The organism is Bacillus sp. EB106-08-02-XG196 (assembly GCF_013396335.1).
Taxonomy (GTDB): Bacteria; Bacillota; Bacilli; order Bacillales; family Cytobacillaceae; genus Neobacillus.
The window spans coordinates 21287-34132 of record NZ_JABWSY010000007.1 but is presented as its reverse complement, the minus strand read 5'-3'; the positions used below and the strand labels follow the sequence as shown (position 1 = coordinate 34132).

General features: G+C 37.2%; 13 protein-coding genes. 10 read left to right on the top strand and 3 right to left on the bottom strand.

Going from position 1 to position 12846, the window contains the following annotated elements:
- Positions 1 to 54 precede the first annotated feature (54 nt).
- Both MLOOGBEN_RS12215 and MLOOGBEN_RS29215 read left to right on the top strand, forming a co-directional pair.
- Positions 55 to 882 carry a GNAT family N-acetyltransferase gene (locus MLOOGBEN_RS12215; protein WP_179158537.1) on the top strand — a complete coding sequence of 276 codons (828 nt, stop codon included), beginning with the start codon at positions 55 to 57 and terminating at the stop codon, positions 880 to 882.
- A gap of 136 nt (positions 883 to 1018) precedes the next feature.
- The gene (locus MLOOGBEN_RS29215; RefSeq protein ID WP_256989066.1) at positions 1019 to 1150 is read left to right on the top strand and encodes a hypothetical protein; all 132 of its coding nucleotides are present in this window, start codon (positions 1019 to 1021) and stop codon (positions 1148 to 1150) included.
- Positions 1151 to 1326: 176 nt separating this feature from the next.
- Here MLOOGBEN_RS29215 and MLOOGBEN_RS12210 read toward each other — a convergent pair whose 3' ends face one another.
- Together MLOOGBEN_RS12210 and MLOOGBEN_RS12205 are read right to left on the bottom strand one after the other, a co-directional pair.
- The gene (locus tag MLOOGBEN_RS12210; protein WP_368737784.1) at positions 1327 to 1764 is read right to left on the bottom strand and encodes a DUF2383 domain-containing protein; all 438 of its coding nucleotides are present in this window, start codon (positions 1762 to 1764) and stop codon (positions 1327 to 1329) included.
- Between the two features lie 205 nt (positions 1765 to 1969).
- A complete protein-coding gene (locus MLOOGBEN_RS12205) occupies positions 1970 to 2581 on the bottom strand; it encodes a cell wall hydrolase (RefSeq protein WP_179158535.1) in 612 nt (203 codons plus the stop codon).
- A gap of 479 nt (positions 2582 to 3060) precedes the next feature.
- Between MLOOGBEN_RS12205 and MLOOGBEN_RS12200 the strand changes: the two genes are divergently transcribed.
- The 5 genes from MLOOGBEN_RS12200 to MLOOGBEN_RS12180 all read left to right on the top strand — a co-directional run bounded on the left by MLOOGBEN_RS12200 (position 3061) and on the right by MLOOGBEN_RS12180 (position 7465).
- Positions 3061 to 4062: an LLM class flavin-dependent oxidoreductase gene (locus MLOOGBEN_RS12200; RefSeq protein ID WP_179158534.1), complete on the top strand. Its 1002-nt coding sequence runs from the start codon at positions 3061 to 3063 to the stop codon at positions 4060 to 4062.
- A gap of 171 nt (positions 4063 to 4233) precedes the next feature.
- Entirely contained in the window at positions 4234 to 4737 is a 504-nt protein-coding gene (locus MLOOGBEN_RS12195; RefSeq protein ID WP_179158533.1) for a hypothetical protein, read from the top strand.
- A gap of 121 nt (positions 4738 to 4858) precedes the next feature.
- Positions 4859 to 5524 (top strand): LbetaH domain-containing protein, encoded by a 666-nt coding sequence (locus MLOOGBEN_RS12190; protein ID WP_179158532.1) that lies wholly within the window; start codon positions 4859 to 4861, stop codon positions 5522 to 5524.
- Between the two features lie 723 nt (positions 5525 to 6247).
- The gene (locus MLOOGBEN_RS12185; RefSeq protein ID WP_179158531.1) at positions 6248 to 7021 is read left to right on the top strand and encodes an SRPBCC domain-containing protein; all 774 of its coding nucleotides are present in this window, start codon (positions 6248 to 6250) and stop codon (positions 7019 to 7021) included.
- A 6-nt stretch (positions 7022 to 7027) separates the two neighbouring features.
- Positions 7028 to 7465, top strand: a complete 438-nt coding sequence (locus MLOOGBEN_RS12180; RefSeq protein ID WP_179158530.1) for an SRPBCC family protein — start codon at positions 7028 to 7030, stop codon at positions 7463 to 7465.
- A gap of 47 nt (positions 7466 to 7512) precedes the next feature.
- On the opposite strand, the gene MLOOGBEN_RS12175 is transcribed toward MLOOGBEN_RS12180, so the two are convergent.
- Entirely contained in the window at positions 7513 to 8859 is a 1347-nt protein-coding gene (locus MLOOGBEN_RS12175; RefSeq protein ID WP_179158529.1) for a TrkH family potassium uptake protein, read from the bottom strand.
- A 191-nt stretch (positions 8860 to 9050) separates the two neighbouring features.
- Here MLOOGBEN_RS12175 and MLOOGBEN_RS12170 point away from each other — a divergent pair, with 191 nt between their 5' ends.
- The 3 genes from MLOOGBEN_RS12170 to pabB all read left to right on the top strand — a co-directional run bounded on the left by MLOOGBEN_RS12170 (position 9051) and on the right by pabB (position 12835).
- The gene (locus tag MLOOGBEN_RS12170) at positions 9051 to 10076 is read left to right on the top strand and encodes a threonine aldolase family protein (protein ID WP_179158528.1); all 1026 of its coding nucleotides are present in this window, start codon (positions 9051 to 9053) and stop codon (positions 10074 to 10076) included.
- Positions 10077 to 10165: 89 nt separating this feature from the next.
- Complete coding sequence (locus MLOOGBEN_RS12165; RefSeq protein ID WP_179158527.1) at positions 10166 to 10696, top strand: cupin domain-containing protein; 531 nt, start codon at positions 10166 to 10168, stop codon at positions 10694 to 10696.
- Between the two features lie 396 nt (positions 10697 to 11092).
- Positions 11093 to 12835, top strand: a complete 1743-nt coding sequence (gene pabB / locus MLOOGBEN_RS12160) for an aminodeoxychorismate synthase component I (RefSeq protein WP_179158526.1) — start codon at positions 11093 to 11095, stop codon at positions 12833 to 12835.
- The last annotated feature ends 11 nt before the right edge of the window (positions 12836 to 12846 follow it).

Here is a 12846-nt window from a genome sequence, read left to right as displayed (position 1 = left end):
AGGTAGAATGTTTGATTGTGGAAAGCCACAATTAATAAACAGAGGTGTTCGTGGATGTTATCGAAAGAAAAATTAAATGAAATAAAAACGCTTCAGGAGATTTGCGAGAAAGAAGGCAGACTTCAATTAAAGCTTAATTTTGACATGCTGGAAAGCAGGGCTGTAAATCGCAAGGAAGACTTTTTTCATTATGCTGATGGCAAACTTGTTGGCTTTCTTGGAAGCTATTATTTTGGTAATAAGGTTGAAATATGCGGGATGGTGCATCCGGATTACCGCAGAAGAGGGATATTTTCAAAGCTGTTAGAGGATGCACTTGAGGAAGCAAAAAAACGAGAAGCTAGAACCATTTTGTTAAATGCTCCAACCGAATCCCATTCTGCGAAGGAGTTTTTAAAGAACATCCCTTGCAGCTTGTCGATGGTAGAGTATCAAATGAAATGGCAAAAAACAGAGTTACCTGAAAATCCTTCAGTTACGATAAGACCGTCTTTTTCGGAAGAAGATTTGGAAGCGGAAATACAACTCGATGTCCAGTGCTTTGGGTTAAATGAAAAGGAAGCACGCCAGTACAAGCAGGAAACAAAAGACCTTGATACAGATCTAAGATTAATAATTGAAGCAGAAGGTAGAATTGCTGGAAAAATGCGTCTCTCCGAAATGAATGGTGAGTCTTGGATATATGGATTTTCCATTTTTCCAGAGCTCCAAGGGAAAGGGATCGGCAGAAAAGCACTATCGAAAGTGGTAAAAGTGGAGGACGAAAAAGGGTTGTCTATATTTCTAGAGGTAGAGGCTAAAAATGCGCATGCGTTAAAACTCTATGAATCATGCGGATTTAGAAGCTATCATTCCCAGGATTACTATAAGGTAAAATTATAAAAATGGGGGTTCCTAGCCCCTCTGTAATTTTAGTCTATTCTATTATAAAAAGATAAAATTTCCAGAAAATAATAGCAGACAATTGAAAACGTTTACATTATAATAATAGTAAGAACTAGGAGAGGGGAAACAAACCATGGAACTTTTATTAACACAATGTGAACATAACCAGTCGGAAGAACCTTGTGAAGAGTGTGCCCCAAATAAAGAAAGTGATGATAATATGGATCTTTATGAATATGATTATAATAAAAGAATTTGGTTTTAGGACATAAATGCTGAATGCATGTTCTTAATATTAAACGGAGCTGTCGTTAAGACGGCTTTTCTTTTTGGAAAAAAAGAAATAAATGAGATAAAAAGCTGGGCGAAGTCCATCTGTATTGCATTAGGAGTGGCATTTGTTGTTAGAAAAAGAGGTATTGTAAAACCTCTTTTGTCATTTTATTGTAGATAATGCCGCAACTTCTCAATCTGCTTTCGACTTGTATCAATGACTTCTTCCGCAATTTGCCTGCTTTTGGGATCAAGGTCGCCACGAACAAGTTCCTCAGAATATTGAACTCCATATTGATCTAAGCCTTTCAAAGCATCCTCAATTATTTCAATTGAATCATTTGGGAGCATGGCATTGTGCATAAAACTATGCATAGAGCCCGAGAACCCTTCACCGTCCGCAGGAATGCCGCCCAAATTTTGAATTCTCTCAGAGAGTTTTTGCGCATTCAGCTTTACGTCCTGCTGCATGAATTGAAAGACACGCTTTAATTCTTCATCCTCAACCTTTTGGATATAGTGTTCAAAAGAACGTATACCCATATAGGTACCTCTTAATAAAGTATTTAATTCCTCAATAATGACTTCATTTGACGACAAATCCACACTTCCTTTCATTCTATTTTGACACGATACTAGGTTATATTATTCGAGTTTTGGTAGTAACTCATACATAATTAATGGAAAAGTAATTTTACGGAACTCATTATGGGATTTATCTTCTAAAGGTAAAAGGACCAATGCTGGCCCTTTTGTTTATTTTTTAGGCTCTGCTAATCTACACGAAAATCAACAATGAATAATAACAGAGCTATTTTTTAAAGACATGTTGTCCTATTACTTGCGTTGTTGCTCTGGAATCGAGCCATCGGCTTGTGGCGATAGCGGGATTGTAAAAAAATAATGCACCTGGTGCTAATTGACGTTGATCAGTAAGAGCTGCTTTTACAGCTTGAATGGATTCCTCATCGGCGGGCATATCGATTTGACCATTTTTTACAGGTTGAAATTGACCTGGGGCATAAATGACTTCTTTAAGGGTATCGGGAAATTGAGGACTTTCGACTCTGTTCAGTACTACACAAGCTACCGCAATTTTCCCCTCTAATGGTTCCGTTTGTGCCTCAGCTCTTACCAATCTTGCTAGTAAATCTATTTCAGAGTCTGAGAGACTGATGTTCAAAGATTTTTCTTGGATAGGTTCATTCTGCCTAGCAGTTTCAGGAGTATTAATTTTTTGACCTATGTAAATTAGATTTAAGTTTGAAATTTGTGGATTAGCGTCTGCTAGTTCTTGTAAGGTTAAATGATGACCTCTTGCTATACTTGACATCGTGTCCCCAGACTTTACGTCATAAGCAAAAGCAGGGGAAGCAAATAATAGTAAAGCAGTCAGAGTAATTAACGAAATTAACTTTTTCATAATTCTAGTCCTCCAAGTTGGTTTAATGTATCTAAATCTATTTCTATGAGTTTAAAAAATAGAATAGTATTACAGTTAAGTTACATGGATAAGACAATTTGAATTCTAGAGTTTAGTAGTAAATACCATATTGGTAGAGTTTGCACTGGAATTTAATAGGGTGGAAGGTAGGAAGATTGTTTATGTAGCCCAAAGTTTCGAAGGAAATGGAAAAGTGGATCTCATGAAGAGTTCATGAAGCCCAAACTCGTGATGGAAATGGAAAAGTGGTCCTCATAAAGGGTTCATGAAGCACAAACTCGTGATGGTAATGAAAATGTAGTTCTCATGAAATTCACATATCGATATGAATCATTTATTTACAAGTTACAAAGGATAATCTAAGTAAACCATGTGGCCAAAGCATATAAGTTTGTTTCCTGAATTTCTATTGTTACTATAGAAATATACCCTTTAATAAGAAAGGACTAACTTAAATAATGGGAACTATTAATATACCTGTATCAGTCTTAAATCTAGCCCCAATCCGTGAAGGAAAGAATTCGCAACAAGCGATTGAGGAAATGGTGCAACTTGCACAAGCAACGGAAGAAATGGGCTATCAGCGGTACTGGATTGCCGAGCACCACAACACTCCGACTCTTGTCAGTTCAGCAACACCGATATTAATCAAACATACCTTGGAACATACCAAAACAATTAAGGTAGGTTCCGGCGGAATAATGCTGCCAAACCATTCACCACTTGTCGTCGCGGAACAATTTGGTACAATGGCAACCATCTATCCAAATCGAGTGGAACTTGGACTGGGACGTGCACCTGGAACCGATATGATGACAGCCAGTGCATTAAGGCGTTCAAAAAATGATTCAGTTTATACATTCCCTGAGGATGTTCAGGCGTTACTTACCTATTTTGGACCAGAAGAGCATCAAGGTTATGTGAGAGCCTATCCTGGAGTTGAAACCAATGTTCCAATTTATATTCTGGGTTCTTCCACAGATTCGGCATATTTAGCAGCAAGCTTAGGTCTGCCATATGTATTTGCTTCACATTTTGCACCTAAATTCATGGGAGAAGCCATTTCGATTTATAGGGAGAGGTTCCAGCCATCTGAGTATCTAGATAAACCATATATGATGGTATGTCTGAATGTCATTGCAGCAGAAAGCGATGAAGAAGCGAAATATCAACAAACTACCATGCAGCAGTTTTTCCTAAATGTGGTCCGTGGTTCACGTAATCCATTACAACCGCCGGTTGAAAGCATGGACGGTATTTGGAACCCGATGGAAGAAGAAATGGCGAAGTCCATGTCCAGCGTGACTTTATTAGGAAGTAAAGAAACAATTCGTCAGCAGCTAACCAGTTTTCAAGATCACTACGCTGTGGATGAAATCATGGCAGTGTCTTACATGTATGATCCTGAAAAACAAAAACGTTCTTATGAAATATTTAAAGAAGTTGTAGAAGGCAAGTAATTCTGTACTCTCCAGTATTCAATATGAAAAAAATGACGTTGTACAAACGTCATTTTTTTGTGCTCATTTAGGATTTAGCAAAATAACAATGAGTGGGCTCTTGAAAGCCAAATTAGTCACGCCAGTATTCATTACTACATAGGATGCAATATTACTAGCGGGGTGATTTGGGTGAATAATTGGTTAAAGGCCGGTATTTTACTATATCTTTCACTACTGTTTTTCGGGAGTTTTATAGCTATTGGTGTAGTTTGGACAGGAGTTTTAGACGAAAAGTTTCCCTTTATTGATGATATCAAAATTTTCTTGTATTATTTCTTCGCTGGATCCATTGGCGGTTCATTACGGCATTTGTACATGTTCTGTTCCCACTATATGAAAGATGAATTGAATGACTATAGACTATGGATTATGTATATCTTTTATCCAATCTTCGCAACCGGAACAGCGATTGTGGCAGTCACCTTAATTCAAAGTGGAATCTTACTCATCGAATTTGTCGACTTCGAAGATACCCCTTACGCACAAATAAGCTTTGCCTTCTTTGTTGGATTTGGATTCAACCGCTTCGTAAACAAACTAAACGCCATATCCAAAGACATCTTCAAAACCAATCAACAGCAACCAATAAACACTGATGAAAAAAATGAAAATAGCCAGAGTCCTAGTAAATAAGGGATTCTACGGTGACAGGCACCATTTATACATTTTCTCCATTTTATGCAGTTTTTTGTGTATGACTGCTATTTACAAACATACATTTTAAGTATTTAGAAAATAAAGGAGAGGGTAGCTTTTGTGGAATCAATCTGGATATCATAATGGACCATATAATCTTTATAGTTACTATATTGGCTATAATCCCCCGACTTCGGTGAATCCGCATCCAAAGTTTCCGAGTATTCATAATCATGTATTCCTGAGTCCCTTTACGTTTGTGGCAGGGGATGTTACGATTCAGAAAAATACTTATATCGGGCCGTTTGTAAGTATACGAGCAGATGAAGGGACGCCATTTTATATTGGAAGGAATAGTAACCTTCAGGATGGTGTCATTCTCCATGGTTTAAAAAATAAATACTTTGAAAAGAACAGCAAAATGTACTCCATATATATCGGGAACCGAGTTTCTTGTGCTCATGGTGCCTTGGTACATGGACCATGCCGGGTGGATGACGATGTTTTTATAGGCTTTAAAGCAATCGTATATAATGCAATTATTGGGGAAGGAAGCTATATTTCGTCCGGTGCGGTGGTTACCAATGGTGTGGAACTTAAACCAAATAGCTTTGTACCACCCGGTGCAAACGTCGACACACAGGAAAAAGCAAATGTATTAGCCGCTGTGCCTAAAACAGAAGAGGAATTTGCTAAAGAAGTGCAGCGGGTTAATTCAGAATTTCCTGCAACCTATTCCTTGTATTTTGGGAAAAATAAATGTTCATGCGGTCTAGCTTGTTAGGGTAAAATAGATTCTTTTTTGTATGTTAAATATTTGTACTACAAGATTGTTTTTTTTGTAATTAATAGTTCACAGTATTGACATATTTTATCAAAAATTTTTATTGTATATTTCGACATTTAATGAGTGGTTTTTGATAATATCTTTTTTTATCTTCCTTTAATAATAAAGTTTACAGTAAATTTTGTAATATTCAGTATTATTTAGTCGGAATCTTTCAATTACTTATAAATATTTTGTTTGGTAAAATGAAAGAACATTCAACAATAATTAAACGAAACTATAAATCATGTAGAATTGGATAGAGTAAAAGTGTGAAAAATGTCTAGACTTATCTTTGTCAGGGCCACAATAGAGGTACTTTTAGGAGGTCTTTATATGTATTTTAAAGTAAAGTTCTGGAGAAGATTAACGAAAAAACAGAAGTTAAGATTACTAAGACAAAAAGCCCATGTGAATTTAATTAGTAAAGATTTTATTGCTTAAGAGAACCCATCTAAAGCAAGTTTGTAATTAAACATAGAAAAAATGATAGAATAAACAAACACCGTCAAATGGTCGGTGTTTGTTTTTTTGTCTGATACGAGTAGAAGTATATATGGATATTATGGATTTCTTGACCGCTATTCTAAAACATGTTACTATAAGGTCACTTGAAAGATATGTGACCTTTTAGTAACGTGTTTTTTAAAATCACCTAACCTTGATGAAAGGGTTGTTGGAATGGATGAAGAACTTTCAACCGTATTTAAAGCATTGGGACATCCAATCAGAAGGCAAATACTCGATATCCTCAAGCAATCGCCACGAACAACAGGTGAACTAGACGAATATTTTCCTGAAGTTACTAGGTATGCGATTATGAAGCACTTAAAGATATTAGAGGAAGGCAATTTGGTGTTAGTTAGGCGTGAAGGTAAGTATAAACGTAACTTTCTTAACGCGGTACCTCTCCAGGAAATGCACAACCGCTGGGTAGGTAAATATATGCAGCCAACAGCCAATTCTCTAATGAAGTTACGATCGGCAGTAGAACAAAAAGGAGGAAAAGAAAAAATGAGTGAATTTCGTATTGAGCAAGAGTTATTTATAGACGCATCTCGGGAAGAAGTTTTTAAAGCATTAACTGAAAATGTAGAGGATTGGTGGGAATTTCGTATAGCTCCCAAAGGTGTAGACTCTAACTTTACATTTGACCCAGTACCAGGTGGGCAATTTATTGAAAAATGGGGAGAAAAGGAAGGAGCCATATGGGGGAATGTATACTATGTAAACGCTCCTGCAGAAATTCGCCTATTTGGTCACCTTGGAATGCAAGGAGCGGTAAATAGTGCTTATACCTATCGTCTACAAGAAAAAGAAGGTGGAACGGTGCTTCAGCTTTCTCATACGGCATCAGGAGTAATCCAAGAACAATGGGAACAAGAACATACCAAAGGGTGGAACTATCTTCTTGGAACCTTACTTAAAAATTACGTAGAAAACAAAGTGGAGTAAATTGAGATGGTAGATGTAATAACAGAAATAATTATTAGCCGTCCGATTTCAAATGTATCTGCATATGCATCCAACCCTGATCATGCTCCAGAATGGTATGTAAATATCCAATCAGCGGAGTGGAGAACACCCAAACCACTCACGATAGGTTCTCAAGTTGCTTTTAAAGCGAAGTTTCTTGGTCGAGAACTTGCTTATGTGTATGAAATTGTTGAACTAATTCCAGGAAAGAAACTAGTAATGAAAACGGCTCAAGGACCTTTTCCGATGGAAACAATCTATACATGGGAAGAGATGGATGCCAATCGAACGAAAATGACCTTAAGAAACAAAGGAATTTCGACTGGTTTTAGTAAGTTATTCTCCCCATTTATGTCAACAATGATGAGGAAAGCTAACATGAAGGATTTAAAAAAAATTAAAGAAGTCCTTGAAAATAATTAATAAATACGAAAAACACCGTCAAATCAAAATGAACGGTGTTTTTCGTATTATCCAATTAATATTTTCTCTTCTGCATATTTAACCTTAGCTTCTTTTCGAGGGTTTAATAAAGCAAATGCCATAGTTAAGGGGCCGAGTCTTCCTATAAACATCATGATGGTAATCAAAACCCTTCCGAATGGGGATAGTTCTGGTGTGAAATTTGCCGACAATCCCACCGTTCCGAAGGCTGAAATGGTTTCAAATAGGAGTTTACTCATATCAGCTTTTTCTGTAAAAGTTAGTAAAAAGAAGATTAGAAAGATAAAAAATATAGCAGCTACTACGATTGATAAAGATTTATTCACCAATTCCCATGATATTCTTCTTTTAAACAGGTTCACGTTGTGCCGATTAGTCACGACCGCCCAAAAGGCAAGAATGATAATGGCAAAGGTTGTTACTTTAATTCCACCACCCGTTGATCCAGATGATGCACCTATAAACATGAGTGCCATCATAAAAACAAGAGACGATAGATTCATGGCCCCAATATCAATCGTATTAAAACCAGCAGTCCTAGTTACGACTCCTTGAAAATAGGAAGCCCAAAGTTTATCTTCAAACGCAAGGTTTCCAATCGTAGCCGAATTACTATATTCGGAAATTAAGATAATTAGAAATCCTGCAATATTTAAAAAGAGTGACATGAGCAGTGCCACTTTAGAGTGCAGGGATAGTTTACGAAATGATTTTTTAGCCCATAAATCTAGAATAACGGTAAAGCCGATCCCCCCTGTAATGAAAAGAGTAGTGATGGCGATGTTTACCGCAGGGTCACCAACCCATTTACTTAAACTATCAGGTTCTAGACCAAAACCAGCATTATTAAATGCGGATATTGAATGGAAGATTCCATAATAAATGGCTTTCCCAAGCGGCATGTCAAAAGACCAGCGAATCGCTAAAGCAGCAGCCCCCAAGAATTCAACAATAAATGTAATAAGAATGATCCGTTTGACTAAGCTGACAACACCCGCAAGAGAAAATACATTTAATGAATCTTGCAGCAGTAAGCGTTCCTTTAATCCGATTTTTTTCCCTAGGACAATGAACATAAATATACCGGTGGTCATAAAACCCCAGCCGCCAATCTGAATTAAGCAAAGGAGAACAATCTCACCGAACAAGGTAAAGGTTGTTCCCGTATCGACAACAGCCAAACCGGTTACACAAACGGCTGAGGTAGCCTCAAATAAAGCATCAATGAAGCTTAGCCCACGTCCCTCTTCATAAGTAGCAATCGGCAGCATAAAAAGAAAAGTCCCCAATAATATTAAAGCTCCAAAACCCAATACAAGTATTTGTGCAGGATGAAATTTAATCAAATTCCCTTTTCTTTTATAAATATCCACTATTTTGGTCTCCCTTTATAATCCATAGTCAAGAACTGATATTGGTAATAATACCAAAAAGAATGCTGAGCTGGTAGTCATTTTTTGGTTGTTTTCAATTGGTAAACAAGCGTCTTTATTTTGAAATACTGTCTGCAATCTTGGTATGATAGATTACAATAGATATAATTTGTGAAAATGGAGGCAATATAATGTATAGCTTTAAGAACGATTACAGTGAAGGTGCACATCCTAGAATTTTGAATGCATTACTAGAAAACAACCTGGTACAAGATGAAGGGTACGGCGAGGATCGATATTCGAAGGAAGCAATGGAACGAATAAAGGAGAAAATAGGGAGCAATAACGTAGATATTCATTTTATTTCAGGCGGAACACAGACCAATCTAATCGCGATTTCTGCATTCCTTAGACCACATGAAGCGGCAATTGCCGTTAGCAGCGGACATATTCTCGGACATGAAACAGGCGCCATCGAGGCAACCGGTCATAAAATACTATCTGTAGAGGGGAAAGATGGAAAGCTTGCACCAACCGATTTGCAGGGAGTACTCGGCGGTCATCCGGATGAGCACATGGTAAAGCCAAAGCTGGTATATATATCAAATTCTACTGAAATTGGTTCCATTTATACCAAAAGCGAACTTCAGGATTTACATGAATTCTGCCAACGCAACCAACTTATATTGTATATGGATGGTGCGAGACTTGGTTCGGCATTGTGTTCGGAGGAAAATGATCTACAATTGAGTGACCTTCCTAAACTAGTTGACGCGTTCTATATTGGAGGAACCAAGAATGGGGCATTAATTGGTGAAGCATTAGTGATTTGTCGGGATTCTTTAAAAGAAGATTTTCGTTATCATATAAAGCAAAAAGGAGCACTTCTAGCAAAAGGAAGGCTAATGGGCGTACAATTTCTTGAACTTTTTCGTGATAATTTGTTCTTTGATTTGGCTAACCATGCGAATAAGATGGCTGGCTTGATCAGAGAGGAACTCAACAGCGCGAATATCAAGTTTCTGACCCACTCACCTTCTAATCAAATATTCCCAATACTGCCAAATTCAATCATTACAGAGCTGCAAAAAAACTATGCTTTTCATATTTGGGAGAAGGTAGATTCTGATTCATCCGCGATTCGCTTCGTAACATCGTGGGCAACAAAAGAGGAAGAGGTTAATAGCCTTATTGAGGAATTGAAAAGACTGCTCTAAACAAAATTATAGAATCAAAATCAACTGAAGAAAGCCTCCTTACTTTGAGGCGTATACTTAATAACTTACGAAATGAAGGGATTTATTCAATGCATATTAATGATTTACATAAATGGGTGTCTAAACTAGGTCTTTCTCCACACCCTGAAGGCGGTTATTACAAAGAAACTTTTAAGTCGGAAGAACATATTAGTGACAACGAATTATCCGTTAATTACGAAGGTTCCCGTAAGCTTTATACTAGTATTTATTTTCTTTTAACCTCTGAAGATGTGTCCCATTTTCACCGTCTCATTTCAGATGAACTTTGGTACTATCACGGTGGCAGTTCTTTAAGCATTCACGTTATTGATGAAGCTGGAATATTTCAGGAAATAAAGTTAGGAATGAATCTTGATGCTGGCGAAGTCCCACAAGCATTAGTAAGGAAAAATTCGATATTTGGTTCATCCGTTTCGGAAAAGGATACATGTTCTCTAGTGGGATGTATGGTTTCACCGGGATTTGAATTTCAAGACTTTGAAATGTTTACACAGGAAGAACTTCTTGGAAAATATCCGCAACATAAAGAAATCATCATGAAGTTAGCTTATAAACAGCTGCCAAGTTCGATGGAATAAACATAGAGGTATATTAGTGTGGGTTCTATGAGGAATAGGTTTAATTAATGTTTTTAGGATTTATCACATAAAGGTGCAAATCGGAATCAAAATGACGATTCTAAACATGAACTCGCGCATGCTGCATCCTCCCTCCAAAAACTTCCTATTAAACTCAGTATAGGAGAGATTTGTTAAGACAGAGTTGTTGAATTGTAAATTTTTTGTCAATTATAGGATATTTCATAGTTGGCTGACCAGCATTATCACTTACACCAAGTAAAGTCCAACCAACCTTTGCTACCGTGTTGCAGAGGAATTAGTTGAAACAGTTGACGATAGTACCAAGGAAAAATAAACTGAAAGAGGTTTCTTTTCTTTTAAAAATCAGAAAACTTAAGGGTGAAGGCAAAAAGCATGGAACAAAAAGAACCTCTATTAGCATTTGAATTTGCAGACTCTAACGGAAATATAAAACCATTAATTTTTCAAAACCCGGTCAGTGTGATTACCGCTTCCAAGGTGGAAGATGTTATACCTAGTTTCCAGCTTGTTCAAGAAGCTGTTGATAAAGGATATTACGCTGCTGGATTCCTATCCTATGAAAGTGCTCCCGCCTTTGACCCAGCATTTAAGGTCAATAGTGGGGGTTCGTTTCCTTTGCTTTGGTTTGGTATTTTTTCAGAGCCTGAATGTTCTCATCTAAGCAGTTCAGGAGAATTTACCGTATCGGAGTGGAAACCATCTATATCGATGGACGAGTATAATCAAGGGATTACCTCGATAAAAAATTCCATACAGTTTGGTGATACATACCAGACGAATTATACCATCCGACTCCATTCACTATTTAATGGGGATGGGCTAGCTTTTTATAATAGGTTGAGGCACGCGCAAAACTCTAATTATTGTGCATATATACATACGGGCAAACAAAGTATTTTGTCCGCTTCACCAGAATTGTTTTTTCACTTGGATCAAGGAAAAGTTACGACTCGTCCAATGAAAGGGACAATAAAGAGGGGAGCATCTTTTGCTGAGGACACCGCTAACGCAGATTGGCTAGTTCAATCGGAGAAAAATCGTGCAGAAAATCTTATGATTGTCGATTTACTGCGTAATGATCTTGGGATGATTGCTCAATCTGGCACTGTTAATGTTGAAAAAATCTTCGAAATTGAACAGTATCCAACAGTCCATCAAATGACTTCTACGATTTCAGCTAAGGTTTCGGAAACGACAAGCATTGTTGAGATTTTTAAAGCTCTTTTTCCATGCGGATCGATTACAGGAGCACCAAAGATAAGTACAATGAACATCATTGCAGACTTGGAAAATGAACCTCGTGAAGTATATTGCGGGGCGATTGGCTATATTACCCCAAATAAGGAAGCCATTTTTAACGTACCTATCAGAACAGTTCTAATTGACCATCAAACAGGAAATGCCGTCTATGGTGTTGGTGGAGGAATTACTTGGGATTCGACATCGGAAGGGGAATACCATGAGATTCTTGCGAAAGCAAAGCTGTTAGAAGAAAAACCGACTGAATTTCAATTATTGGAAAGTTTGCTGCTTGAAAATGGAGATTATTTTTTGTTTGAAGAGCATCTGAAACGGTTAGAGAATTCAGCTCGGTATTTTGGGTTTCGATACCAAGGTGAAAAAATAAAGAGATCCTTAAAAGAGTTTGGGGATAAAAATCATACCGGGTTGTTAAAGGTTCGAGTACTGATAGCGAAAAATGGAGATTTGACGATTGAAGGTCAGACAATCACTCAAGGGAATGCCCTATTAAAGGTAACCCTAGCGGGTGAACCAGTTGATAAAACCAATCCATTTCTGTATCATAAAACAACCAATCGCGAGATTTATACAAACTTTCAAAAACAAAAGCCTGCAGAAGCTTTCGATGTGCTGCTATGGAATCAAGAAGGTGAATTAACTGAATTTACAAATGGCAACATCGTTTTAGAAATTGAAGGCATCTTGTGGACCCCTCCGGTAATAAGTGGATTATTGGCTGGAACTTTTCGTGATAGATTAATACAAATTGGGGAAATACATGAAAGAACACTCACAAAATCAGATTTGAATAAGGCAACAAGAGTCTGGTTTATCAATAGTGTCCGAAAATGGAAAGAGGTTCAAATAATCTAATCAATAATCTG

Excerpts from the sequence above, each read along its gene's own strand:
- MLOOGBEN_RS29215 (WP_256989066.1), top strand. The coding sequence starts at position 1,019 with ATGGAACTTTTATTAACACAATGTGAACATAACCAGTCGGAAGAACCT.
- MLOOGBEN_RS12200 (WP_179158534.1), top strand. The coding sequence starts at position 3,061 with ATGGGAACTATTAATATACCTGTATCAGTCTTAAATCTAGCCCCAATC.
- MLOOGBEN_RS12180 (WP_179158530.1), top strand. The coding sequence starts at position 7,028 with ATGGTAGATGTAATAACAGAAATAATTATTAGCCGTCCGATTTCAAAT.
- MLOOGBEN_RS12170 (WP_179158528.1), top strand. The coding sequence starts at position 9,051 with ATGTATAGCTTTAAGAACGATTACAGTGAAGGTGCACATCCTAGAATT.
- pabB (WP_179158526.1), top strand. The coding sequence starts at position 11,093 with ATGGAACAAAAAGAACCTCTATTAGCATTTGAATTTGCAGACTCTAAC.
- MLOOGBEN_RS12205 (WP_179158535.1), bottom strand. The coding sequence starts at position 2,581 with ATGAAAAAGTTAATTTCGTTAATTACTCTGACTGCTTTACTATTATTT.
- MLOOGBEN_RS12165 (WP_179158527.1), top strand. The coding sequence starts at position 10,166 with ATGCATATTAATGATTTACATAAATGGGTGTCTAAACTAGGTCTTTCT.
- MLOOGBEN_RS12215 (WP_179158537.1), top strand. The coding sequence starts at position 55 with ATGTTATCGAAAGAAAAATTAAATGAAATAAAAACGCTTCAGGAGATT.
- MLOOGBEN_RS12185 (WP_179158531.1), top strand. The coding sequence starts at position 6,248 with ATGGATGAAGAACTTTCAACCGTATTTAAAGCATTGGGACATCCAATC.